Raw genomic sequence first — 24,747 nt, 5'->3', positions numbered from 1 at the left:
CAGTGAGATTCGCTGGCAAGCCAGCTCCTACACAAGCCAAGCGGGTGGGGTTAGATGGCTTCCAGCTTGGCGTAGCCCAGCATCAGCCACTTGCTGCCTTCGCTGAAGTTGACCTGGACCCGGGCCTGGGCGCCGGCGCCCTCGAAATTGAGGATCACCCCGTCGCCGAACACCGAGTGCCGTACCGCCTGGCCGAGGCTCAGGCCGGTGTCCGGGATTTCGCTGCCGCCGAACAGGCTGCTGGTACTTTGTGACTGGCCGCCGCCGAAAGGCCGGCTGACGCTGTTGGACAGCCGCACTTCCTGAATCAGCCCCTTGGGCACCTCGCGCACGAAACGCGACACCTTGTTGTAGGTTTCGCTGCCGTACAGGCGTCGGGTTTCCGCGTAGGTCATCACCAGGTTTTGCATGGCCCGGGTAATGCCCACATACGCCAGCCGGCGTTCTTCCTCAAGGCGGCCGGGTTCTTCCAGGCTCATCTTGTGGGGGAACAGGCCTTCTTCCATGCCCACCAGGAACACGTAGGGGAACTCCAGACCCTTGGCGCTGTGCAGGGTCATCAGTTGCACGCTGTCTTCATGCTCGTCGGCCTGGGTATCGCCGGCTTCCAGGGAAGCGTGGCCGAGGAATGCCGCCAGGGGCGTCAGGTCTTCGTCCTCTTCGGTGTTCTCGAAGTTGCGCGCGGCGCTCACCAGTTCCTCGAGGTTTTCCACCCGGGCCTGGCCTTTTTCGCCTTTTTCCGCTTCGTGGTAGGCAATCAGCCCCGACTGCTCGATGACGGTCTGGGTCATCAGGTGCAGGGGCATTTCCAGGGTCTTGGCGGCGAGGTTTTCGATCAGTTCGATAAAGGCCCCCAGCGCACCTGCAGCGCGCCCGGTCAGGCCCTTATTGGCCACCAGCTGGCGCATGGCTTCCCACATCGATACATCGCTGTGGCGCGCATGCTCGCGGATGGCTTCGACGGTCTTCTCGCCGATGCCCCGGGCTGGCACGTTGATCACCCGCTCCAGGGCTGCGTCGTTGCCACGGCCTTCCAGGAGGCGCAGGTAAGCCATGGCGTTCTTGATTTCCGCCCGCTCGAAGAAGCGCTGGCCGCCATAGATGCGGTACGGAATGCGTTCGCGCAGCAAGGCTTCTTCCAGCACCCGGGACTGGGCGTTGGAGCGGTAGAGAATGGCGATGTCGCTGCGGGCCAGGCCGGTCTTCAGCGCGCTCTCGATGGTTTCCACTACATAGCGGGCTTCATCGTGCTCGTTGAAGGCGGCATACAGGTTGATGGCTTCACCGTCGCCGCCGTCGGTCCACAGCTCCTTGCCCAGGCGCCCGGTGTTGTTGGCGATCAGGGCGTTGGCAGCCTTGAGGATGCCGGCAGTAGAGCGGTAGTTCTGCTCCAGGCGGATCACTTCGGTGTCCGGGAAGTCGGCGGAGTACTGGTGGATGTTCTCGATTTTCGCCCCGCGCCAGCCGTAGATCGACTGGTCGTCGTCGCCCACCACCATCAGGCTGTCGCCACCCTGGGCCAGCAACCGCAGCCAGGCGTATTGCACGGCGTTGGTGTCCTGGAATTCGTCCACCAGCACGTGGCGGAAACGCTTCTGGTAGTGCGCCAGCAAACCCGGGTGGTCGCGCCACAGGTCCAGGGCGCGCAGCAGCAGTTCGGAGAAGTCGATGACCCCGGCGCGCTGGCAGGCGGCCTCGTAGGCCTCATAGATGCCGCGCATGGTGGCCAGGAACATGTCGCCGCTGGCCTGGATATGTTGCGGGCGCAGGCCTTCGTCCTTCTGCCCGTTGATGAACCACTGGGCCTGGCGGGCCGGCCAGCGCTGTTCGTCCAGGCCCAGCTCGCGGATTACCCGCTTGACCAGGCGTTGCTGGTCGTCGCTGTCGAGGATCTGGAAGGTCTGGCTCAGCCCCGCTTCCTGCCAGTGGGCCCGCAGCAGGCGGTGGGCCAGGCCGTGGAAGGTGCCGACCCACATGCCTGCCGGGTTGATGCCCAGCAGTTGTTCGATGCGATGGCGCATCTCGGCTGCGGCCTTGTTGGTGAAGGTCACCGACAGGATCGAGTGGGGTGAGGCGTTCTCGACCTGGATCAACCAGGCGATACGGTGCACCAGCACACGGGTTTTGCCGGAGCCAGCACCGGCCAGGACCAACTGACGACCCACGGAGGCAGCTACGGCCTGGCGTTGGGCGTCGTTGAGGGAGTTCAACAGGAGGGAGAGATCATCGCGCATCGGGGCATTCTAGGGGGCGGCGCCACCCCGGGCAAACCCGGCTTTGCATTAGCCGATAAAACAGCCGCCGATGACGACCGGTTGGTCACAGGCCCCAGCCATTGGCGCTTCTCGCCCGGACGCTTTCAGGGTGCAAGCCGGGCCATCCGGTTTTATCGATTTTATGACCTGGAGCAGTTTGGCTCGGGGCTTTGCTTGTGTATGCTCCGGCGACGTTTCGGGCTCAACCATTATAAGAACACTGCCTATGACACTTAACCCCGACCTGTCCGGGCCCTTTGTGGAGCCCCGGGTCATCCGCCAGCACTACGCCGTGGAGATGGCAGTGGAGCGTACGCGCCTGCTGTACCAGGGCTCGTTGCTGCCGACCTTGTTCATGTTGCTCAACGGCCTGGTGTGCACCTGGCTGCTATGGAGCCCGGCGCGCTATCTGTTGCTCAGTGTGTGGATGGTCTGGCTGCTGGCCCTGGTGGCCTTGCGGGTGATCCAGGTGGCGGCCTTCGATTCGGCGATTCCCAGCCGCCAGGCACAGCCGGTGTGGCAACGCATGTTTCTCCTGGGCTCGGCGGTCAGTGGCCTGACCCTGGCCTGCGCCGGCATCGCCCTGGTGCCCACCGACAATTTCCTGCAGCAGGCCTGGGTCTTCGGCCTCATCGGTGCGGCCATCCTCTCCGCCAGCGTAGCCTACGCGGTGAGCCTGCAGGCCTTCCTTTCATTCACCTTGCCATGTCTGTTGCCGGCCATCGCCTACCTGTTCTGGGGCGGCGACGACCAGCAGCGTGGCTGGGGCTGGCTCGGGCTGATCCTGCTGGTGTCGCTGAGTGTGGTGGCCTGGCAGGTCAACCGCCTGATGCAGCGCGGCCTGCTGCGGCGCTTTCAGAACCAGGCCCTGATCGAGCACCTGCAGAATGCCCAGGGCCGCAGCGATCAGCTCAACCGCGAGCTGGCCCGGGAAGTGGAGCAGCGCCGCCGTGCCGAGGAGCAACTGCGCGAAGCCCAGACCGGGCTGGAACAGCGAGTGGCCCAGCGCAGCCTGGAGCTGGACGCCGCCAACCAGGCCCTGAGCAAGAGCGAGGCGCGCCTGGCCCTGGCCCTGAACGCCAGCGAGCTGGGGCTGTGGGACTGGAACTTGCAGACCGACGAGGTACATCACACCCAGATCAAGGAGCTGTTCGGCCTGGAGCCGGAAGATGTCACGGCCATGCTCAGCCATCTCAAGCCACGCCTGCATCCGGAAGACCTGCCCTTGCTCAAGCGCGCCCTGGTGGAGCACCTCAAGGGCCGCAGCGACGATTACCAGGTGGAGTACCGGGTACGCCACGGCGCCGGCCACTGGGTGTGGATCGAGGACCGTGGCCGGGCCGTGGAGCGCAGCCCCAGTGGCCGGGTGCTGCGCATGGCCGGCACCCGTCGCGACATCAGTGCCGACAAGGAGCTGGAGGTCCAGCGCAACCTGGCGGCCACGGTGTTCGAGGCGGCCAGCGAAGGCATCGTCATCCTCGACCCCGATTACGCCTTGATCGCCGCCAATCAGGCCTTCAGCCAGGTCACCGGCTACCAGATCGAAGACATGCTCGGGCGCAATGTAGTGGAGCTGTCGTGCAGCCGCGATGCGCGCCGGCACTACCCGTTGATCCACCAGGCCCTGGAACAGTACGGCAGCTGGCAGGGCGAGTTGGTGGAGACACGCAAGAACGGCGAGCTCTACCCACAATGGCTGCAATTGAATGTAGTGCGTGATAAACGAGGAAAAGTCCGGCATATCGTGGGCTTCTTCGCCGATCTTTCGGCACGGCGCGAATCCGAGGAGCGCATGCGCTACCTCACCCATTACGACGAACTCACGGGGCTGGCCAACCGTTCGCTGTTCCGCGAGCGCCTGCGCGAGGCCCATCAGCGGGTGCGCCAGGGCGGCCGCAGCCTGGCCTTGCTGCACATCAACCTGGACCGTTTCAAGCTGCTCAACGACAGCCTTGGCCATGAAGTGGCCGACCAGCTGCTGCAAAAGATGGCCCGGCGGCTGGTCAATGCCTTGCCGGAAGCCGACACCATCGCCCGGCTTTCCGGGGACGAATTCGCCGTGCTGTTCGACGCTTACGGCAGCCTGTCGAGCCTGACCCGGGTCGCTACCCGGCTGCTGAGCAAGCTGCGCCTGCCGATCACCGTCGAGGGCCATGAACTGGTAGTCAGCGCTTCCATGGGCATCAGTATGCTGCCCGATAGCGCCCGGGAGATCGCAGCCCTGATCAGCCAGGCGAACATGGCCATGGCCCATGCCAAGCACCTGGGCGGCAACAATTTCCAGTTCTATACCGAGAGCCTGCAAGCCAGCACCCTGGAGCGCCTGCAGCTGGAAAACCAGCTGCGCAAGGCCATTGAGGAGGGCCAGTTGACGGTCTTCTACCAACCCAAGCTGTGCCTGGCCAGCGGCCGTCTGAATGCCGCCGAGGCCCTGGTGCGCTGGGATCACCCCGTCATGGGCCGGGTGCCTCCGGGAGATTTCATCGGCCTGGCGGAAGAGACCGGATTGATCGGCCCCATTGGTGAGTTCGTGTTGCGCCAGGCGTGCCGCCAAGCCTGCGAATGGCAACGCCAGGGCCTGGAGCCGATTCGCGTGTCGGTCAACCTGTCGGTGTATCAGTTGCGCCAGGGCAAGCTGGTGAGCCTGGTGCGCCAGGTGCTGGAAGAAACCGGCCTGAAGCCGCATTTTCTCGAACTGGAACTGACCGAAAGCCAACTGCTGGACAGCGTCGAGCACATCATCGCGACCTTCCAGCAACTGCGGGGCCTGGGGGTCAAGCTGGCCATCGACGACTTCGGCACTGGCTATTCGTCCCTGAGTTACCTGAAACGGATCCCGGTGGATTACGTGAAGATCGACCAGGCCTTCATTCGCGGCCTGGCCGAGGGCGGTGAGGATGCGGCGATCACCCGGGCGATCATCGCCATGGCTCATGGGCTGTCGTTGAAAGTGGTGGCCGAAGGGGTGGAAGACCCCGCGCAACTGGCCTTCCTCAAGGCGGAACACTGCGACGAGGTGCAGGGCTACCTGATCAGCCGCCCGGTGGCCGCCGAAGGCCTCGCGCTGCTGTTGCAGGCCCAGAGCCGGTAGCCGCCAGGGCTGCCTGCCACAACGGCTACATAAGTCGTACCCGGCTGAAAATGGGGGGCAGGCAGGCAACTTCGTGATGCATTGGGCGGGCAAAAAGCCGATTCCTGTAGTATAACTACAAGCTTGCTACATCCCCGGCGTCAGCCAATAACAATGAGTCCAGCCCTTTGAACCTGTTGCAGCACATCGCCCAGTCACGTCATTTGTTACGCAAATCGGAACTCAAGGTCGCCGATCACGTGCTCCTTGATCCTGCGGCCGTGATGCACAGTTCCATGGCGGACCTGGCCCACAGCGTGGGCATCAGTGAACCGACCATCGTGCGCTTCTGCCGGGCCATCGGCTGCTCCGGCTTCCAGGACCTCAAGCTCAAGCTGGCGCAGAGCCTTGCCGCCGGGGCCAGCTTCGGCCAGTTCGCGATCCATGAAGACGATTCAGTCGCCGACTACAGCCTGAAGATCTTCGACACCACCCTGCATACCCTGATGGAGGTCCGCGAGAAGCTCGACCCGGTGGCCCTGCAGCAGGCGGTGACCGCCATGTCCCAGGCCCAGCGCGTGGAGTTCTACGGCTTTGGTGCCTCGGGCGCGGTAGCGGCGGATGCCCAGCACAAGTTCTTCCGCTTGCTGCTGACCGCAGCGGCCTATTCCGACCCGCACATGCAAGCGATGTCGGCGGTGACCTTGAAGCCTACCGATGTCGCCATCTGCATTTCCCAGTCCGGTCGTTCCAAGGACCTGCTGATCACCGCCAACCTGGTACGTGAAAGCGGCGCCTCGCTGATCACCCTGTGCCCGAGCCAGACGCCGTTGGCCGAACTGTCCACGGTCAACCTGGCGATCGACGTGCACGAAGACACCGAGATCTACACCCCGCTGACCTCGCGTATCGCCCACCTGGTGGTGATCGACGTGCTGGCGATGGGCGTGGCCATGGCCCGCGGCCCGAGCCTGGTGAACCACCTCAAGAGCGTCAAGCGCAGCTTGCGCAGCCTGCGCCTGTCGCCCAAGTCGGTGAAAGCCCTGGACGATTGAGTCTCTCTGGCCGGTGATGAGGCCTCGGGGTTGTGCATTGCGCTGACGGACGCCTTCGCTGGCAAGCCGGCTCCTACAGAAAGGTAGGCGCTGTGAATGTTCATCGTCCTGTAACCGACCCGCCGCCAAACCGTAACCGCCGACGTCCATCGTGAAGCTTCCGTACTCGCATTGGGAGACTCGAAATGGCCCGGCCTTACGAAGAGAGCAACAGCGCAGTCAAGACCCGTCGTCAGCAGGAAGACCAGCGCCGCATGGAATTTCGTCGTGCGATCGAACACCGCTTCGAGCTGCGTCAGTTACAGCAGCAAATCAACGATTACCCCGAGCTGGACGCCGTCAATTACTGGCAGGCGGCGCCCGCAGCTTCCCGTCGAAGCGTTCAACCAAGCCGCTGATCTGCACCCGTTCGCTGCGGATGAATCCCAGGAACGCATGCGCTACCGGTGACAGGCGCTTGGCTTTGGCCTGCACCAGGCACCAGCTGCGCAGCAATGGCAGCTCTTCGACCGGCAACTCGACCAACCCGCCGGTCGCCAACTCAAGGTTCAGGGCGTGGCGCGTCAACAAGGCCACGCCCAGACCTGCCCGCACGCACTCGCGCTGAGCCTCGGCCGACGATACTTCGAGGATCTGGGTGAAGTGCACGCGCTTCTCCTTGAAATACTCCTCGCACGCCAGGCGTGTGCCTGAACCCTGTTCGCGCAGTACCAGCGTGTAGGGCTCCAGGTCCTGCAGGCGCAGCGGGCCCATGTGGCTCAGGGGGTGCTCCGGCGGGGCCACCGCGACGATCGGGTTGTTGAGGAAGGGCAGGAACTCCAGCTCCATGTCCTGGGGCACCATGGACATGATCACCAGGTCGTCGCGATTGTCCGAGAGCCGGCGGATCACCTGGGAGCGGTTGACCACCGTCAGTTGCAGGTGCACTTCCGGGTGCTGGCGCTTGAAGGCGGCGAACAGGTGCGGCACGAAGTACTTGGCGCTGGATTCCACCGCCAGCTTGAGCTGGCCCTGCAGCGAACCCTGCATGTCGGAGAGCTGCATGTCGAGGTTCTCCAGGCGCCCGAAGATGTCCCGGCTGGCCCGTTGCAGCGCTTCGGCGGCTTCGGTCATGTAGAGCTTCTTGCCCACATAGTCGAACAGAGGCTGGCCGATCAGCTCCTCCAACTGGCGAATCTGCAGGCTGACCGCGGGCTGGGTGAGGGACATTTCATCGGCGGCGCGGCTGTAGGAGCGTAGATCGCAGACTTCATTGAAAATCTGCAACTGACGCAATGTCAGTCTCATCAAGGACTTGCGCATTTCTTGAGGGCTCGCGCCAAGGGCTGGTGGCATGACTATAAGTCTTTACTTATGGCCAACCCAATAATTATTGATTTTTGTTAATCCCTCTGCAGAGCTAGTGTGTCGCTGCGACTGACTTGAAACATTTGGTCACGCGCCGACTCGGTCTAGCGGGTCGTCTGTTTCAACGGCTCAAGGGAACCTCCAAGTGATAAAAAAGATCCTGATCGCCAACCGTGGTGAGATTGCCGTACGAATCGTGCGTGCCTGCGCGGAAATGGGCATCCGTTCGGTAGCGATCTTCTCCGACGCCGATCGCCATGCCTTGCATGTAAAGCGCGCGGATGAGGCCCACAGCATTGGCGCCGAGCCGCTGGCCGGCTACCTGAACCCACGCAAACTGGTGAACCTGGCGGTGGAAACCGGCTGTGATGCGCTGCATCCCGGCTATGGGTTTCTCTCGGAAAACGCCGAACTGGCGGACATCTGCGCCGAACGTGGAATCAAGTTCATTGGCCCGTCGGCGGAAGTGATCCGCCGCATGGGCGACAAGACCGAAGCCCGCCGCAGCATGATCAAGGCGGGCGTGCCGGTGACTCCGGGCACCGAAGGCAACGTGGCCGATATCCACGAAGCCCTGTCCGAAGGCGACCGCATCGGCTACCCGGTGATGCTCAAGGCCACCTCCGGTGGTGGCGGGCGCGGCATCCGTCGTTGCAACAGCCGTGAAGAGCTGGAGCAGGCTTTCCCCCGGGTCATTTCCGAAGCCACCAAGGCCTTCGGTTCGGCGGAAGTGTTCCTGGAAAAGTGCATCGTCAATCCCAAGCACATCGAAGCGCAGATCCTCGGTGACAGCTTTGGCAACGTGGTGCACCTGTTCGAGCGCGACTGCTCGATCCAGCGCCGCAACCAGAAGCTCATCGAGATCGCCCCGAGCCCGCAGCTGACCCCGGAACAGCGCGCCTACATCGGCGACCTGTCGGTGCGCGCGGCCAAGGCCGTGGGCTACGAGAACGCCGGCACCGTGGAGTTCCTGCTCGCCGAGGGCGAGGTGTACTTCATGGAGATGAACACCCGGGTGCAGGTGGAACACACCATCACCGAAGAAATCACCGGCATCGATATCGTCCGCGAGCAGATCCGCATTGCTTCCGGCCTGCCGCTCTCGGTGAAACAGGAAGACATCCAGCACCGCGGCTTTGCCCTGCAGTTCCGGATCAATGCCGAGGACCCGAAGAACAACTTCCTGCCCAGCTTCGGCAAGATCACCCGCTACTACGCCCCCGGCGGCCCGGGCGTGCGCACCGACACGGCGATCTACACCGGCTACACCATTCCGCCGTTCTACGACTCCATGTGCCTGAAACTCGTGGTCTGGGCCCTGACCTGGGAAGAAGCGATGGACCGTGGCCTGCGCGCCCTGGACGACATGCGCCTGCAAGGGGTCAAGACCACCGCCGCCTATTACCAGGAAATCCTGCGTAACCCGGAATTCCGCAGCGGTCAGTTCAACACCAGCTTCGTTGAGAGCCACCCGGAACTGACCAACTACTCGATCAAGCGCAAACCCGAAGAGCTGGCCCTGGCCATCGCCGCCGCCATTGCCGCCCACGCAGGCCTGTGAGGAATAAAACAATGTCCAAGAAGATTCATGTAACCGACACCATCCTGCGCGACGCCCACCAATCGCTGCTGGCGACCCGCATGCGCACCGACGACATGCTGCCGATCTGCGACAAGCTCGACAAAGTCGGCTACTGGTCCCTGGAAGTCTGGGGCGGCGCCACCTTCGATGCCTGCGTGCGCTTTCTCAAGGAAGACCCCTGGGAGCGCCTGCGCAAACTGCGCGCCGCGCTGCCCAACACCCGCCTGCAGATGCTCCTGCGCGGCCAGAACCTGCTGGGCTACCGCCATTACAGCGATGACGTGGTCCGGGCCTTCGTGGCCAAGGCGGCGGTCAATGGCATCGACGTGTTCCGCATCTTCGACGCCATGAACGACGTGCGTAACCTGCGGGTCGCCATCGAAGCGGTGAAAGCCGCCGGCAAGCACGCCCAGGGCACCATCGCCTACACCACCAGCCCGGTGCACACCATCGAGGCCTTCGTGGCCCAGGGCAAGCAGATGGAAGCCATGGGCTGCGACTCCATCGCGATCAAGGACATGGCCGGCCTGTTGACCCCTTACGCCACCGGCGAGCTGGTCAAGGCGCTGAAGGCCGAGCTGTCGCTGCCGGTGTTCATCCACTCCCACGACACCGCCGGCCTGGCTGCGATGTGCCAACTCAAGGCCATCGAGAACGGCGCCGACCATATCGACACCGCCATCTCCAGCTTCGCCTGGGGCACCAGCCACCCGGGTACCGAGTCCATGGTCGCAGCCCTCAAAGGCAGCGAGTTCGACACCGGCCTGGACCTGGAACTGCTGCAGGAAATCGGCCTGTACTTCTACGCCGTGCGCAAGAAGTACCACCAGTTCGAAAGCGAATTCACCGCCGTGGACACCCGGGTGCAGGTCAACCAGGTGCCGGGCGGGATGATTTCCAACCTGGCCAACCAGCTCAAAGAGCAGGGCGCCCTGAACCGCATGAACGAAGTGCTGGCCGAGATTCCACGGGTCCGTCACGACCTGGGCTACCCGCCGCTGGTGACCCCGACTTCGCAGATCGTCGGTACCCAGGCGTTCTTCAACGTCCTGGCTGGCGAGCGCTACAAGACCATCACCAACGAAGTGAAGCTCTACCTGCAAGGCGGCTACGGCAAGGCTCCGGGGGAAGTCGACGAGAAACTGCGGCGCCAGGCCATCGGCAGCGAAGACGTGATTGACGTGCGTCCCGCCGACCTGCTGAAGCCGGAAATGACCAAGCTGCGTGGCGAAATCGGCGCCCTGGCGCATTCCGAAGAAGACGTGCTGACCTACGCCATGTTCCCGGACATCGGGCGCAAGTTCCTCGAAGAGCGTGAGGCCGGCACCCTGGTTCCGGAAGTGCTGCTGCCGATTCCTGAAGCGGGCGGCGTGAGCAAGCCGGGCGGTGAAGGCGTGCCCACCGAGTTCGTCATCGACGTCCACGGCGAGACCTACCGCGTCGACATCACCGGCGTCGGGGTCAAGGCCGAAGGCAAGCGCCACTTCTACCTGTCCATCGACGGCATGCCGGAAGAGGTGGTGTTCGAACCTCTCAACGAATTCGTCGGCGGTGGTGGCAGCAAGCGCAAGCAGGCGAGCGCCCCGGGCCATGTCAGCACCACCATGCCGGGCAACATCGTCGATGTGCTGGTCAAGGAAGGCGACACGGTCAAGGCCGGCCAGGCGGTATTGATCACCGAAGCCATGAAGATGGAGACCGAAGTCCAGGCAGCCATCGCCGGCAAGGTCGTGGCGATCCACGTGGCCAAGGGCGACCGGGTCAACCCGGGCGAGATCCTGATCGAGATCGAAGGCTGAGTTCAGGCCTTCATCTGCAACGCTTTACCTCGGGGAGGCTACGGCCTCCCTTTTTTTGTCCACGATTTGCCTGAGTGCATTTTAGTGCACTTATTGTCTGCAAAAATTGGCTGTATCTGCATTACAATGCATTTCGCAGAGGTAATGACGCACCAAAAGTACATTAAATTGCAGGTAATGAATGCTACAGCTGACTTTACAGGTCCATCGCGCCGGGACGTGGAGCGATGCGATGACCCTGATTTTCGAGCATCCCGAGCAGGGCTTCACCAGCCCTTGCCGTCTGGGTTATGAGCAGTCGTACCTGGCAGGCAATCTGGAAGCCTTTGCCACGCCGCTGGCGGGATCGGTGAGTGTGCGTCTGCCGCTGACCTGGGAACTGCTGCGCAGTCCGGGCGCCCCGGCGTTCCTGTATGACATTGCGCCGACGCTCACCATGCAGCGTTTTTTGGCCGAGCGCTCGGTGGACGCGCGCCCCGCCGGCATTGCCCCCGACTTGTTCCTGCTGGCCCGATCCAGCGCGGCCCCCATGGGCAATCTGCGGATCAAGGAGTCCCTTGCCGCCATGAATGAATGGCCGCTGCTGGGGTTCTCCCGGGCCGAGGTCAGCGCCCGCGACAACCGCTTTCTTGAATACGCCCATGAACAGGGAGCGGCAATGAGCGGTGCCACCGGTGCCGTTGGCGAGGCGACGAAGCTGCTGCTGACCCAGGGGCGAGACGGGTTGCTGTACCCCGATGCGCTGTTGGAAGACAGGTTGGCGGCGTGCCACTGGCTGGTGAAATGCCCGCCAGAGCAGGCGACGCCAAATGACTGCGACATGCTCAGAAGCGAGTTCCACTACTACCGGGCGCTGCAGCAGCTGGGCATCGATACGGTTCCCGCCCAAGGCCTGGCCCTGGAAGAGGAGCGGCAGCCGAGCCTGTGGATGCGACGCTTTGATCGTCGCCTGCACGGGCAGGGTGTGGAACGGCTGGCGCTGGAGTCCATCTATTCCCTGGCGGGGTTGCCCGGCCAGAGCCTGGGCATGCGGCACACCAAGGTCCTGGGGCTGCTGGCCGAACTCTGGCGAACCGCCGGGCAGGCCTCGGCGATCCCGGAGCTGGTGGCCGACTACCTGCGTCGGGACCTGCTCAACAAGATCCTTGGCAACTCGGCCAACCATGGGCGCAATACCTGGATCATCCGTCACGAGGGCCAGGTGCAGTTGGCGCCGATCCACGATCTGGCGCCGCGAGTGATGGATGACAAGGGCATTACCCGCAGCACCAAATGGCCCGGCCGGATGGAAGTGGCGGGTGATATCGACTGGCGCCAGGTGTGTGCCAGCCTCAAGCCGCTGATCGATCCCGATGCTGCGCTGACGCGCCTGCGCGAAGATGCCGAACGGCTACGGGCCCTGCCGGACCTGCTGAGTGCCGGGGGCTTGCCCGAGGCCACCCTGAATCACCCGCGCATTTACCTGCGTGACCTGGATCGACGCCTGCAGGAGTGGGGTTTGCGATGACTACGACCCTGGAACAGCGCGGCCTGCTGATCGATAACATCCGCCAGGAACTGGCCGCTGGGCGTTTGTCGGTTGGTGATGCGGTCAAGCGCCTGCGCACTGAAGTCACCGGGTTGCATCAGAGCCAGTTCGCCAGGATGTGCCGGATTTCCCTGCGTACCCTGATCCATATCGAACACGGCGACGGCAACCCGACCCTCAAGTCGCTCAACGCGGTGTTCAAGCCTTTCGGCCTGCAGATGGGAGTGGTTTCCCTGCGCCCTTGAGCTTCACCCGCGCTGAACGTAACCCTTGCCGTAATGCCTTTCCATCCGCGCCTGGATCAGTTCCAGGCCGATGGACAGCAGCCAGTAGATCAGCGCCGCGGTGCTGAGCATTTCGATATAGCGGTAGCTGGAACGGCCGTAGGACTGGGCCAGGAACATCACTTCCCAGACCCCCATTACCGAGATCAGCGACGAGTCCTTGAGCATCGAGATGAACTGGTTGGTGGCCGGCGGAATGATGGTGCGCATGGCCTGGGGCAGGGTCACCTGCCAGAAGATCGCGCTGTCGCTCATGCCCAGGGCCAGGGCGGCCTGGCGCTGGCCTTGGGGCACGCCGAGGATGCCGGCGCGGAAGATCTCGCTGAGGTAGGCGCCGTAGTTCAGCGACAGGGCGATGATCCCGGCGGTAATGGCGCCCGGCACCACCCCCAGTTGCGGCAGGCCGAGGTAGATCAGCAGGATCTGGATCAGCAGCGGCGTGCCGCGAAAGAACGAGGCGTAGAAGCTGGCAATCCCGAAAGCCACGGCGCTTGAAGACAGGCGTGCCAGGGCGGTGATGAAGCCCAGCAGCGACGAAGCGACGATGGAGCAGGCGCAAAGGAACAGGGTCAGCGCCGCGCCCTGGAGGAAACCACTGGGGGACAGGTGCAGGCCCAGCAGGTTCGGCAGCTTGTCGAGGATGATCGAGAACTTCAGGTCGAAGCTCAGGAAGAAGCTGGCGAACAGCACCAGCAACGCGGCCCAGGTCAGGTACAGGCGGGTGCGAAAGCCCAGCAGGCGCTTGAGCAGCGGTGCAGCCACCGATTGTGGTGGCTGCGGCGGTGGCGTGTAGGCGGTCATTGGCTGATGTCGGCGCCGATCCATTTCTGCGACAGCTTGCTCAGGGTGCCGTCCTGCTTCAGCTGGGCGAAGACTTCACGCACCTTGGCATTCCACTGGGCATCGCCTTTCTCGATGGCCACCGAGTTGGGCTCGGCGTACAGCGGCTCGCCGGCCAGCTTGAAGCGCGAGTCCTGGGTCAGGCGCGGCTGGGCGGTGACCAGGTTGGTGAGGATCGCATCCAGGCGCACGCCCGGGCCCAGGCCGAGGTCCTGGAAGGCCACGTTGTCGGTGTCGTAGGGAGCGATCTGCACATTCTCGAAGGGGTATTGCAGGTGGGTGTCCTCGGCGCCTTCGATCACCAGGTTCTTGTTCAGGTAGCCCTCGTAGCTGGAGGCGGCGGTGAGGCCGACCTTCTTGTCGCTCAGGTCCTGGGCGCCGTGGATCCGTTCATCCTTGGCGTTGACCACGATTACCGCCGGCGAGGCGTAGTACTGCACCGGGAAGTCGAAGACCTCGGCGCGGGCCTTGCTCGGGGTCATGGAGCAGATGCAGATGTCGTAGCGCCCGCTCCAGCGTCCGGCGGCGATCACATCCCAGGACGGGGTTTCCAGGCGCAGCTTGACGCCGAGCTTGTCGGCCACGGCCTTGGCCACGTCGACGTCGAAGCCGTCCAGCTGGTTCTGGTCATTGAGGAACGAGAAGGGCGGATAGCTTTCCATCAGCACTCCGACCAGCTCCTTTTTCTGCTCGATACGTTCCAGGGTGGCGCCGGCGAAGGCTTGGGAAGAGGCGGCGAGAAGGGTCAGGCCGAGGGCCAGCAGCGGTTTGAAATTCATCGGAATCCTGACTGAAAAAGAGTTGTTATTAACCGAATGGTGCGTATTTAATAGTTATAAGAACGACTCCGGTAGTGAGTTATTTTCATAAGCATATGAGTAAAAAGCATATGGGCGCAGGCAATACGGTAATTCTCGATGGCGGTATGGGGCGTGAACTGCAGCGTCGCGGGGCGCCGTTCCGGCAGCCTGAATGGTCGGCCCTGGCGCTGAGCGAGGCGCCCCAGGCGGTTGAGGCGGTGCACGCGGCCTATATCGACAGCGGTGCCAACGTGATCACCAGCAACAGCTACGCGGTGGTGCCGTTTCATATCGGCGAGGAACGTTTTGCCGCTGAAGGCCAAGCCCTGGCGGCTCTGGCCGGTGAGCTGGCGCGCCGCGCAGTAGAGGCCTCCGGCAAGCCGGTGCGGGTCGCGGGTTCGTTGCCGCCGCTGTTCGGTTCCTATCGCCCGGACCTGTTCGATGCGTCCCGGGTCGAGGAAGTGCTGAGCCCGCTGGTCAAGGGCCTGTCGCCTTTCGTGGACCTGTGGCTCGCAGAAACCCAAAGCTCCATCGCCGAGGCGCGGGCTATCCACGCCGGCCTGCCCAAGGACGGCAAGCCGTTCTGGCTGTCCTTCACCCTGAAGGACGAAGAGGTCGACGAAGTGCCGCGCCTGCGTTCCGGCGAACCGGTGGCAGAAGCGGCGGCAGCGGCGGCGCAGTTGGGCGTGCAGACCCTGCTGTTCAACTGCAGCCAGCCGGAAGTGATTGGTGCGGCAGTGGATGCGGCTCGTGAAACCTTCGAGCGCTTGGGGGTGCAGATCCATATCGGCGTGTACGCCAATGCCTTCCCGCCGCAGCCCGAGGATGCCACCGCCAACGATGGCCTGTGCCCGCTGCGTGAAGACCTGGACCCGCCGGGTTATCTGCAATGGGTGGCGGACTGGCACCAGCGCGGTGCCAGCCATGTGGGCGGTTGCTGCGGCATTGGGCCGGAGCATATTGCGGTGTTGGCGCAGAAGCTCGGTTGAGTCCTTCGCCGGCAAGCCGGCTCCTACACAGGCCTGTAGGAGCCGGCTTGCCGGCGAAAATCCCGCTTACCCGCGACACTCCGCCAGCGACTTGAGCTGCCCCGAGCCGCTCTGGTTCTCATCGCTGAGCCATTGCTCGAAACCCTTGGCAATCACCGGCCATTCCCCATCCAGGATCGAGAACCACGCGGTATCGCGGTTCTGCCCCTTGGCCACCATGTGCTGGCGAAACACACCCTCGAAGCTGAAACCCAAACGTTCCGCGGCGTAGCGCGAGCGGGCATTGGCGTTGTTGCACTTCCATTCCAGGCGCCGGTAACCCAGGGCGAAGGCTTCCTTGGCCAGCAGGTACACCGCTTCAGTGCTCTTTGGCGAACGTTGCATCGGTGCACCGAAGGTTACATGGCCGATCTCGATACGCCCCTGGGCCGGGACGATGGACATCAGGCTGATGAGGCCCTGGGCCTGGCCGCTGGCGCGGTCGATCACGGTAAAGAAGTACGGGTCGCTGGCGACGGCGTGGTTAGCGAGCCAGGCATCGAACGCCGCACGCTCGGGGAAGGGGCCATAAGGCAGGTAGTTCCACAGCACGGGGTCGGCGCCAGGGCCTTGCAGCACCTGGAACAGATCGTCGCCATGGCGCGCCGGGTCGAGCCTTTCCAAACGGATGAAGCGCCCTTCAAGCAGGGTGGCCGAAGGGGCGGGAACGCCTTTCCAATCGGCGAGTGAAATCGACATGCAGTGGCTCCTTGGCAACTCAGAGGGGTTTGCGGAACTGGATGAAACCCGGGCGCTCGGCAATACGCTCATACAGCTGGATGGCCGTGGCATTGGTTTCGTGGGTCAGCCAGTGCACCTTGGCGCAGCCGTCCTGTTTCGCCTGGGTGTAGACGAACTCGATCAGCTGGCGGCCGACGCCGGTGCCGCGCTGGTCCGGGGTCACCAGCAGGTCCTGCAGGTAGCAGGAATTCTCGATGCTCCAGTTGGAGCGGTGGTAGATGAAATGCACCAGGCCCACGGCGCGCTCGCCGTCCCAGGCCAGGGCCGCGTGGGTCGGCTCGCCGGCATCGAGAAAACGCTGCCAGGTGCTTTGGGTCACGGCGTCCGGCAGTTCGGTTTCGTAGAAGCTCAGGTAGGCCTGCCATAACGGCAGCCAGGCGGCATGGTCGGCAGCGGTGACGGGGCGGATCTGGATCTGGCTCATGAAGGCTCCTTTGTTGTTCTGTACGAAAAATGTTCTGTACGCCTAACCCATCAGCCGGGACAGTTGTTGGTCGCCCAGGTCGGCGCTGGCCGCCAGCCCTTCGCGTACCCCGGCAATATCTTCGACATTGCGGTTCTGGCTGAGCTTGCGCTTGCCTTCCAGGCGCTGGATCGGCAGGGCAAAACCGACAATCGCCCGCAGCATGCTGTCGAGGTAGTCGGCCGGGGCATCGGCCACCTTCCACGGTTGTGGGCGACCGGCTTCGTGACGCTCGGTCAGGCCCTCCACCACCTTCAGCAGCCGCTGCGGGTCGGTGAATACCTCGGGTTGGCCGTAGGCGTGCACCGCCACGTAGTTCCAGGTCGGCACCACTTTGCCGTGTTCGGCCTTGCTCGGATAGAACGACGGGCTGACGTAGGCGTCTTCGCCGGTGAAAATCACCAGAGCTTCGGCACCACTGGCCAGCTCGGCGCACTGCGGATTGGCCTTGGCCAAGTGCCCGTAGAGGGTGCCATTGGCGCCCTGTTCGGGGCTCAGCAACAGTGGCAGATGACTGGCCTGCAGGCCCAGGGCACCCCAGGTCACCAGGGTCGCCAGACGGCTGTGCTGCATCACCCCGTGCAGGCGGGTGAGGTCTTCATCGACGAAAGCGCGAGGTAGGTACATAGAAAAAATCCTTGGCGAGTGGCTGCATCCTAGGCAGGCTAATGGTTCGTTGTAAGAGCCATTTCTGGTCTATTTCATAGGTCCAATTCCCTGGAGATCCCGCGATGAACAGTGCGTTGCCTCCGCTGTCTTTCAACCCTGCCGGCATCGAGCTGGACCGCCGCCAGGGCCTCAGTCGCCAGCTGTACCAGGCCTTGCGACAGCGGGTGCTGGACGGGCGCCTGGCCAGTGGTACGCGCCTGCCTGCCAGCCGCGACCTGGCCGCCGCCCTGGGGATTTCCCGCAACAGCGTGGTGCGGGCCTATGACCAGCTGTACGCCGAGGGTTTTATCGAAGGGCGGGTCGGTGACGGCACCTATGTGGCGCAATTGCCGGAAACCCGATTGCCGATCAAAAAACTATCCACAAAAGTATCCACAGGGTTTTCAACAGGCTTACCCACAGGTTTATCCACAAAACAGACAGAAATGGCTGGTGATTTATCCAGTAAAGTTATCCACAGCAGCGGCTGGCAGCGCCTGCAAACCCATCATTTGAGTACCCCGCCCAAGGGGCCGCCACGGGCTTTTCGGGTTGGTGTGCCAGCCTTCGATCTGTTCCCGTTCGAGGTCTGGGCCAAGCTGAATGCGGCTTTCTGGCGCAGGCCCGACCTCGGGCAGTTGTGCTACGGCGACTCGGCGGGCGATCCGCGGCTGCGCAGCCTGATCGCCGCCTACCTGCGCAGCGCTCGGGGCCTGAACTGCACGGCTGAACAAATTGTGATCACCAGTGGCGCGCAGCAGGGCATCAGCCTTTGTGCACAGCTGCTGGTGGAGCCCGGCGACAAGGTGGCTGTGGAAAACCCCGGCTACCGCGCCGCGGGGCATGCCTTCGCCCTGGCGGGTGCGCAGTTGCAGGGCGTGGCGGTGGACCAGGAGGGCATCGACTGCCGCCAGCTGGAGCAGCTGGACAGCTGCCGCCTGGCCTATGTCACGCCGTCCCACCAGTACCCCACCGGGGTGATCATGAGCCTGGCCCGGCGCCTGGAGCTGCTGGCCTGGGCCGAACGCAGCCAGGGCTGGATCATCGAGGACGACTACGACGGCGAGTACCGCTACAGCGGTGCGCCCCTGGCCCCCCTGGCGGCGTTGGACCGCCAGGGCCGGGTGATCTACGTCGGGACCTTCGGCAAGGTCGCCTTTCCGGCCCTGCGCCTGGGCTACCTGGTGCTGCCGCCGACCCTGGTCCAGGCCTTCGCCCAGCGCCGGGCGGTGGACGTGCGCCATTCCGAGGTCAGTACCCAGGCGGTGATGGCCGAGTTCATGGCCGCCGGGCACTTCCAGCGGCATATCCGGCGCATGCGCCGGGCGGCCCTGAGCCGGCGCAACACCTTGCTGGCGGCCTGGCCGCAGGCGATCGGCGGCGTCGGGCCACTGCCCGGCGTGGCGGCGGGGCTGCACTTGACGGTGCGGGTCGACAGCCTGGCGCGGGAACAGGAACTGCTGGCCCAGGCCGCCAGTGTGGAGGTCGAGGTCGCCGGCCTGAGCAGCTACTGGCTGCCGCAAACCACCTTGCCCGAGGACCAGCGGGCCGGGCTGGTGCTGGGCTTCGCGGCTGTGCCGGAAGCCGATATACAGGCTGCGGTAAGCCGTTTGCGCCAGGCCTGGCGGGCCTGAAGCGGTATACTCGCGAGCATTTCCCGCGCGAGAACCCCCATGAGCCAGACCCTCTCCCTGGCGCCTGAACGCAAGTTCGGCGCCCCGCTGTTCGCCTTGCTGCTGCTGGTGGCCGGTGCTCTGTTCCTGCAAGCCCAGGTGGGTGCCCGCCAGGTGCTGCTGTTGCTGCTGGGCGCTGCCCTGGGGCTGACCCTGTACCACGCGGCCTTCGGCTTCACCTCGGCCTGGCGGGTGTTCATCCGCGACCGGCGTGGCGCCGGCCTGCGAGCGCAAATGGTCATGCTGGCCCTGGCGGTGCTGCTGTTCTTCCCCGCGCTGGGGGCGGGCAGCCTGTTCGGCCAGCCGGTGGTGGGGCTGGTGGCGCCGGCCGGCGTCTCGGTGATCTTCGGTGCCTTCATCTTCGGCATCGGCATGCAGTTGGGCGGCGGTTGCGCCTCGGGCACCCTGTTCACCGTTGGCGGCGGCAATGCGCGGATGCTGGTGACCCTGGCGTTCTTCATTTGCGGTTCGCTGATCGCCACCCATCACGTCGACTGGTGGTTTGCGCTGCCGTCGCTGCCGCCAATCTCTATCGTCCAGAGTTTTGGTGTAGGCCCGGCGCTGGGCCTGAGCCTGTGCCTGTTCGCGCTGATCGCGGTGCTCACCCTGACCCTGGAAAAGCGCCGTCATGGCAGCCTTGAAGCTCCGGTCACCAGCGAGCACCAGGGCTGGCGCCGGCTGCTGCGCGGCCCCTGGCCGCTGGTCTGGGGCGCGGTAGCCCTGGCTCTGCTGAACTTCGCCACCCTGGCCCTGGCGGGGCGCCCATGGGGCATTACCTCGGCGTTCGCCCTGTGGGGCGCCAAGGTCGCCAGCGGGCTGGGGGTGGACGTAGGCAGCTGGGTGTTCTGGCAGGGCGCGGCGAATGCCAAGGCGCTGGCGGCACCGGTGTGGCAGGACATCACCAGTGTCATGGACATCGGCATCGTCCTGGGTGCGTTGCTGGCGGCAGGATTGGCGGGACGTTTTGCCCCCAACCTGAGAATCCCCCCCCGTTCCCTGGTAGCGGCGGTAATCGGCGGCCTGCTGCTGGGCTACGGTTCGCGCCTGGCCTATGGCTGCAACATCGGCGCCTACTTCAGCGGCATCGCCTCCGGCAGCCTGCATGGCTGGCTGTGGCTGGTGGCGGCCTTCATCGGCAACGGCGTGGGCGTGCGCCTGCGGCCCTGGTTCTTCGCCGAAGAACGCAGCCCCCAAGGCCTCACCGGCTGCTAAACGCCACTGTGTAGGAGCCGGCTTGCCGGCGAACAGCGGCGACGCGGTCTATCACCCGCCGCGTCCTCGTCGTTCGCCGCCCACCAGAACACCGCCCGTGTGCTTGCGCCGGATCAGGTCCCGGACTTGATCTTGGTCCAGGCCCGGGTCCGCGCCCGCTCTGCATCACGGGGCAACGGCTGCAGCGTGTACAGGGTGCTCATGGCCGCTTCTGTCGGATACAGGTTGGGGTTGTTGCGGATCGAAGGGTCTACCAGTCCGGTCGCGTCCTTGTTCGGGTTGGGATAACCGACAAAGTCGCTGACCGGGGCAATCACCTGGGGTTGCAGCAGGTAGTTGATGAAGGTGTAGGCATCTTCCGGGTTCTTCGCGCCCTTGGGGACCGCCAGCATGTCGAACCAGATCGGCGCGCCTTCCTTGGGCAGGCGCATGTCCACGGTCACGCCGTTCTTGGCTTCCTTGGCGCGGTTGGCGGCCTGGGAGAAGCTCCCCGAATAGCCCACGGCCACGCAGATATCGCCATTGGCGATGTCGGCCATGTACTTGGAGGAGTGGAAGTAGGTGATGTACGGCCGGATCTTCATCAGCAGCGCTTCAGCCTTCTCGTAGTCCGCCGGCTTCTTGCTGTTGGGGTCCAGGCCCAGGTGCTGCAGGGCCAGGGGCAGGATTTCCGAAGGCGAGTCGAGCAGGGCCACGCCGCACTGCTTGAGCTTGCTGATGTTCTCTTCCTTGAAGATCAGGTCCCAGCTGTCCACCGGCGCCTTGTCGCCGAGGGCGGCCTTGACCTTGTCCGGGTTGAAGCCGATCAGGATGGTGCCGTACATGTAGGGCACGGCGAATTTGTTGCCCGGGTCGTTGGCCTCGATCAGCTTCATCAGCTTGGGGTCCAGGTGGTTCCAGTTGGGCAGCTTGCTGCGGTCCAGGGGCTGGAACACCCCGGCCTCGATCTGCTTGGCCAGGAACACGTTGGACGGCACCACCACGTCATACCCGGAGTTGCCGGTGAGCAGCTTGGCCTCCAGGGCTTCGTTGGTGTCGAAGATGTCGTAGACCAGCTTCACCTGGCTGTTCTGGGCCTTGAAGTCTTCCAGGGCCTTGGGGGTGATGTAGTCGAACCAGTTGTACACCCGCAGGGTGCGTTCTTCGGCGTGGGCGGCGGTCCCCAGCAGGCTGGCGCACAGGGCGGGGATCATTAAGCGTTTGAGTCTTTGCATGATGCGAATCCCTCACTGGGCGCTTTGGAAGCCTTCGAGAACGTTGACGGCGTTGATGCCGATTTCCTCTACCGCATAACCGCCTTCCATGACGAACAGCGTCGGCTTGCCGAGGGCGGCGATGCGCTTGCCCATGGCCAGGTAGTCCGGGCTGTCGAGTTTGAATTGCGAGATCGGGTCGTCCTTGAAGGTGTCCACGCCCAGGGACACCACGATGATGTCGGCGTCATAGCGCTGGATTTCGTTGCAGGCCTGTTCCAGGGCCGCGCTCCACGCATCCCAGCCGCTACCGGCGGCCAGTGGGTAGTTGAAGTTGAAGCCTTCCCCGGCGCCTTCGCCGCATTCGTCGGCATAGCCCAGGAAGAACGGGAACTCGGCTTCCGGGTGGCCGTGGATCGAGGTGAAGAGCACGTCGCTGCGCTCATAGAAGATCGACTGGGTGCCGTTGCCGTGGTGGTAGTCGACGTCGAGGATCGCGACCCTCCTGTGGCCCTGATCGAGGAACGCCTGGGCAGCAATGGCGGCGTTGTTCAGGTAGCAGTAGCCGCCCATCAGGTCGCCGGCGGCGTGGTGTCCCGGTGGCCGGCACAGGGCGAAGGCACTGTGGGCGCCATTCTGGATATGGGCCTGGGCGGTCAGCGCCACCTGCGCCGCGCTATAGGCCGCCTGCCAGGTGCCGGCGGTGATCGGCGCGCCGCCGTCGAAGCTATAGTAGCCGAGCTGGCCGTGGAGGCTGGTGGGAATCACGCTGCGCAAGGTACGCGCCGGCCAGGTGTAGGGCAGCAGGTCGCCGTCGATGCCCTGTGCCGCCCAGCGCGCCCAGGCGCCCTTGAAGAAGTCCAGGTAGGCCCGGCTGTGGATGCGCTCGATGGGCTCCAGGCCGAAGTCCTTGGGTGCCTCTACCGGCCCCAGGTTTTGATGTTTCACCCGATCCAGCACGTGGTCGGCCCGGGAAGGCATTTCGAAGCAGGGCATCAGTTGCCCGTCGATGAGTTCGCAACGGCCGTGGTGCAGGTGGTGATCGTCCGAGTAGATCGTCAGCATTTTCTTGTTCTCCGCAGGCTGATTCGGTGGATCACAGTCTTGCGGGGCGCGGGGTTTGGGAGAACGGCAGGAGCGGCCAAAAGGGGATTGATATGGCCAAAGTGTTTGACCGAAATTCGCCCCTTAAAGAGGCATGGCGCCCCGTTGCGGGGCGCCATCCGGTTTCAGCTGGCAGGCGGGGTAGGGGCGTAGCGCTGCAGGACCTTGAGCATGTCCTCGCGTTTTTTCCGGGCAATGGCTTCCAGCAATATTGCGTAGCCCTTTTTCTCGCAGTGCTGGCCGACATTCGGGTCGGCGCCTTTCTCCAGCAGCAGAGTGAACATCTCCAGGGTGTCCTGCTGGCTGACGGAGGGCGACTGGGCGTCGGCGGAGGTCTTGTCGGCGACCAGGGTCAGCAGGCTTTCGCCGACGGGCTGGTTGTTGCAGACGGCACGGCCGTAGCTCAGGTTGAGGTTGGCGCCGGCCGCTATCAACTGCTTCATGGCCACGTAGTTGTTGCCCGAGAAGGCCCGGTACAGTGCGGTTTCGCCGTCATTCTTGTTGCGCAGGTCGAGGTTCTGCGGGTACTGCAGCAGCCAGCTGAAGCCTTGCAGGCTGCGCTTGTTCTCGGCCATCTGCATCAGTGGCGTCACGCCCTGGCTGTCGGGTTCGTCGATGGCCACGCCAGCCTCGATGAGGAACTTCAGGCGCCCGCCCTGGCTCAGGTCGGGGTTGTCGCCCAGGTCGCGGCGCATGGCCAGGGTCGCCAGGGTGGTCCAGTTGTACAGGCCGCTGGTGTGGGCGCCGTGCTCCAGCAACAGCCGGGCGATGTCCAGGTGCGGTGCGTCCAGGGCGTGCAACAGGGCGCTGCGGCCATCGTCGGCCATGACCTCGCCGCTGATGCCACTGGCCAGCAGGCGCCGCACTTCGCTCAGGTCGCCGGTATCCACCGCGTCCACCAGCGGCCAGAAGGCCTGGCAGTCCCGGGGATTGGCGGCGTTCAGGCCCAAGCGCTGCAGCACCCGGGGCGGGATGCTCATCTGGCGCTTCAGGCGCAGGCCGCAATACACCCGGTAGCCCTCGATGGCCCGGCCCTGGTGGATGTTGTCCTGCGTGCGTTGTTGGTAGATCGCCCAGTCCAGGTCCGCCAGGTTGAGGTAGGTCGGCATGCGCCCCGGGTCGCGGCGCAGCACCTCCTTGAGCCAGGGGCGGGCGGTTTGCAGCTGCCCGGCTTCGCTGGTCCAGTAGGCGATGTCGTTGAGCAGGCCGGCGTATTCGCGGCGCTCGGTGGCGATGCTGCGAAAGTCATGGGTGACGAAGAAGTCTTCCACTTCGCGGATGCCCGGCAGTTTGTCCTTGGCCGTGCGCAGTTGTTCGTGCAGCGCGCGGAACTCTTTCCACAGGCTGTCCGGGGTCGAGGCTGGCGCAGGCACAAAGGCATTGACGGTGATCGGCCCGCTGCCTTGGGTGAAGGGGCGGAACCACGGCGGGAATGTCTCCAGGGCCTGCAACCACTGCCGCCCGGTTTCCTCGCTGATGGGTTGCAACGGGGTGAATTCCATCTGGCCAAGGTCCTGGCGGTGACTGATGGCCAGCAGCGGATGTTGCGGATCGCGCTGGTCGATCAGCAGGCAGCGCCCGCTAAGTTGCCACTCGGATGGCTCCTTGCACTGGAAGCTCAGGGGCGTCAGGGTGATGCCGGGGACCAGGCTGTTGCTTGTGGGCCAGATGTCGTTGACCTGGATGTCATCGCCCGGGGTCACACAGGCCCGCAGCTCTTCAGGGCTGAACAGGGCCATCGGCGGCGACTTGTAGACCCGCTGCCGGTACTGCAGGTCCTGATAGGCATTGAAGTAGAACAGCCCGCGGTACTGGCTCAGGACAATCCGCAGCGGCATCCGCGCCAGGCCCGGCAGGGGGAACGGCTTGAGCTCCAGGGTGGCGGTTTCCGGGTAGTCGAGGACGAAGTTGCGGCGCATTCCCGACCATTTGAACCAGGCCAGGTCCAGGTCGAAAGCCTGGGCCACGGGGGTGGCAGCCAGCAGTGCCAGCGCCAGGCCAAGCCCGCGAATGCCGATGCGCCGGGCGATGGCGCCTGAGAATAGCTTCAACGTTGCAGTCCCTTGCCGATAGAAAGCTCGGCAATGTAATGCAATCGGCACTGTTGTGCCGGGCTTTGTTTCAG

General features: G+C 64.2%; 20 protein-coding genes. 10 read left to right on the top strand and 10 right to left on the bottom strand.

What is annotated here, in order from left to right:
* Positions 1-50: 50 nt before the first annotated feature.
* The gene (uvrD, locus tag M2395_RS25885; RefSeq protein WP_041120472.1) at positions 51-2,234 is read right to left on the bottom strand and encodes a DNA helicase II; all 2,184 of its coding nucleotides are present in this window, start codon (positions 2,232-2,234) and stop codon (positions 51-53) included.
* 247 nt (positions 2,235-2,481) lie between these two features.
* On the opposite strand from uvrD, the gene M2395_RS25880 reads away from it, so the two are divergent.
* The 3 genes from M2395_RS25880 to M2395_RS25870 all read left to right on the top strand — a co-directional run bounded on the left by M2395_RS25880 (position 2,482) and on the right by M2395_RS25870 (position 6,778).
* A complete protein-coding gene (locus tag M2395_RS25880) occupies positions 2,482-5,346 on the top strand; it encodes a bifunctional diguanylate cyclase/phosphodiesterase (RefSeq protein WP_053154701.1) in 2,865 nt (954 codons plus the stop codon).
* 167 nt (positions 5,347-5,513) lie between these two features.
* The gene (gene hexR, locus M2395_RS25875) at positions 5,514-6,380 is read left to right on the top strand and encodes a transcriptional regulator HexR (protein ID WP_011064325.1); all 867 of its coding nucleotides are present in this window, start codon (positions 5,514-5,516) and stop codon (positions 6,378-6,380) included.
* 185 nt (positions 6,381-6,565) lie between these two features.
* A complete protein-coding gene (locus tag M2395_RS25870; protein ID WP_072451902.1) occupies positions 6,566-6,778 on the top strand; it encodes a PA3496 family putative envelope integrity protein in 213 nt (70 codons plus the stop codon).
* Here M2395_RS25870 and M2395_RS25865 read toward each other — a convergent pair.
* Positions 6,720-7,682, bottom strand: coding sequence for a LysR family transcriptional regulator (locus M2395_RS25865; RefSeq protein WP_123431135.1), 963 nt, complete (start codon positions 7,680-7,682; stop codon positions 6,720-6,722). The genes M2395_RS25870 and M2395_RS25865 overlap by 59 nt on opposite strands.
* 190 nt (positions 7,683-7,872) lie before the next feature.
* Between M2395_RS25865 and M2395_RS25860 the strand changes: the two genes are divergently transcribed.
* The 4 genes from M2395_RS25860 (at position 7,873) to M2395_RS25845 (ending at position 12,881) form a co-directional block, all read left to right on the top strand.
* Positions 7,873-9,288 (top strand): acetyl-CoA carboxylase biotin carboxylase subunit, encoded by a 1,416-nt coding sequence (locus tag M2395_RS25860; protein WP_015637534.1) that lies wholly within the window; start codon positions 7,873-7,875, stop codon positions 9,286-9,288.
* Positions 9,289-9,299: 11 nt separating this feature from the next.
* Positions 9,300-11,108, top strand: a complete 1,809-nt coding sequence (gene oadA / locus M2395_RS25855; RefSeq protein WP_015637533.1) for a sodium-extruding oxaloacetate decarboxylase subunit alpha — start codon at positions 9,300-9,302, stop codon at positions 11,106-11,108.
* Positions 11,109-11,340: 232 nt separating this feature from the next.
* Complete coding sequence (locus M2395_RS25850; protein WP_041752701.1) at positions 11,341-12,615, top strand: type II toxin-antitoxin system HipA family toxin; 1,275 nt, start codon at positions 11,341-11,343, stop codon at positions 12,613-12,615.
* Positions 12,612-12,881: a helix-turn-helix domain-containing protein gene (locus M2395_RS25845; RefSeq protein WP_011064320.1), complete on the top strand. Its 270-nt coding sequence runs from the start codon at positions 12,612-12,614 to the stop codon at positions 12,879-12,881. Before M2395_RS25850 ends, M2395_RS25845 begins: the two co-directional genes overlap by 4 nt.
* Positions 12,882-12,884: 3 nt before the next feature.
* On the opposite strand, the gene M2395_RS25840 is transcribed toward M2395_RS25845, so the two are convergent.
* The gene (locus M2395_RS25840) at positions 12,885-13,721 is read right to left on the bottom strand and encodes an amino acid ABC transporter permease (protein WP_015637531.1); all 837 of its coding nucleotides are present in this window, start codon (positions 13,719-13,721) and stop codon (positions 12,885-12,887) included.
* Complete coding sequence (locus M2395_RS25835; RefSeq protein ID WP_015637530.1) at positions 13,718-14,539, bottom strand: ABC transporter substrate-binding protein; 822 nt, start codon at positions 14,537-14,539, stop codon at positions 13,718-13,720. Before M2395_RS25835 ends, M2395_RS25840 begins: the two co-directional genes overlap by 4 nt.
* Before the next feature lie 110 nt (positions 14,540-14,649).
* Between M2395_RS25835 and M2395_RS25830 the strand changes: the two genes are divergently transcribed.
* On the top strand, positions 14,650-15,549 hold the full coding sequence (locus M2395_RS25830) for a homocysteine S-methyltransferase family protein (RefSeq protein WP_041752699.1): 900 nt from the start codon (positions 14,650-14,652) through the stop codon (positions 15,547-15,549).
* Between the two features lie 66 nt (positions 15,550-15,615).
* Here the strand turns inward: M2395_RS25830 and M2395_RS25825 are convergent, their stop codons facing one another.
* From M2395_RS25825 to M2395_RS25815, 3 genes are read right to left on the bottom strand one after another with little or no spacing between them, the layout of a single operon-like run.
* Complete coding sequence (locus M2395_RS25825; RefSeq protein ID WP_053160498.1) at positions 15,616-16,287, bottom strand: GNAT family N-acetyltransferase; 672 nt, start codon at positions 16,285-16,287, stop codon at positions 15,616-15,618.
* A gap of 19 nt (positions 16,288-16,306) precedes the next feature.
* The gene (locus tag M2395_RS25820) at positions 16,307-16,753 is read right to left on the bottom strand and encodes a GNAT family N-acetyltransferase (RefSeq protein WP_053160496.1); all 447 of its coding nucleotides are present in this window, start codon (positions 16,751-16,753) and stop codon (positions 16,307-16,309) included.
* Positions 16,754-16,795: 42 nt separating this feature from the next.
* Positions 16,796-17,419: an FMN-binding negative transcriptional regulator gene (locus M2395_RS25815; protein WP_053154662.1), complete on the bottom strand. Its 624-nt coding sequence runs from the start codon at positions 17,417-17,419 to the stop codon at positions 16,796-16,798.
* Between the two features lie 104 nt (positions 17,420-17,523).
* Between M2395_RS25815 and M2395_RS25810 the strand changes: the two genes are divergently transcribed.
* A complete protein-coding gene (locus M2395_RS25810; protein WP_053154660.1) occupies positions 17,524-19,074 on the top strand; it encodes a PLP-dependent aminotransferase family protein in 1,551 nt (516 codons plus the stop codon).
* A 39-nt stretch (positions 19,075-19,113) separates the two neighbouring features.
* Positions 19,114-20,325, top strand: coding sequence for a YeeE/YedE family protein (locus M2395_RS25805; RefSeq protein ID WP_123431134.1), 1,212 nt, complete (start codon positions 19,114-19,116; stop codon positions 20,323-20,325).
* Between the two features lie 113 nt (positions 20,326-20,438).
* Here M2395_RS25805 and M2395_RS25800 read toward each other — a convergent pair whose 3' ends face one another.
* From M2395_RS25800 to M2395_RS25790, 3 genes are all read right to left on the bottom strand, one after another.
* On the bottom strand, positions 20,439-21,539 hold the full coding sequence (locus M2395_RS25800; RefSeq protein ID WP_053160490.1) for a polyamine ABC transporter substrate-binding protein: 1,101 nt from the start codon (positions 21,537-21,539) through the stop codon (positions 20,439-20,441).
* A 12-nt stretch (positions 21,540-21,551) separates the two neighbouring features.
* Positions 21,552-22,583, bottom strand: a complete 1,032-nt coding sequence (locus M2395_RS25795) for a histone deacetylase family protein (protein WP_015637522.1) — start codon at positions 22,581-22,583, stop codon at positions 21,552-21,554.
* A 164-nt stretch (positions 22,584-22,747) separates the two neighbouring features.
* Positions 22,748-24,673: an ankyrin repeat domain-containing protein gene (locus M2395_RS25790; protein ID WP_123431133.1), complete on the bottom strand. Its 1,926-nt coding sequence runs from the start codon at positions 24,671-24,673 to the stop codon at positions 22,748-22,750.
* Between the last annotated feature and the right edge of the window lie 74 nt (positions 24,674-24,747).

Source organism: Pseudomonas sp. BIGb0176 (genome assembly GCF_024810175.1).
Taxonomy (GTDB): Bacteria; Pseudomonadota; Gammaproteobacteria; order Pseudomonadales; family Pseudomonadaceae; genus Aquipseudomonas; species Aquipseudomonas protegens.
The sequence above is the reverse complement of the archived record's forward strand: the minus strand, read 5'-3'. Positions and strand labels throughout refer to the sequence as shown.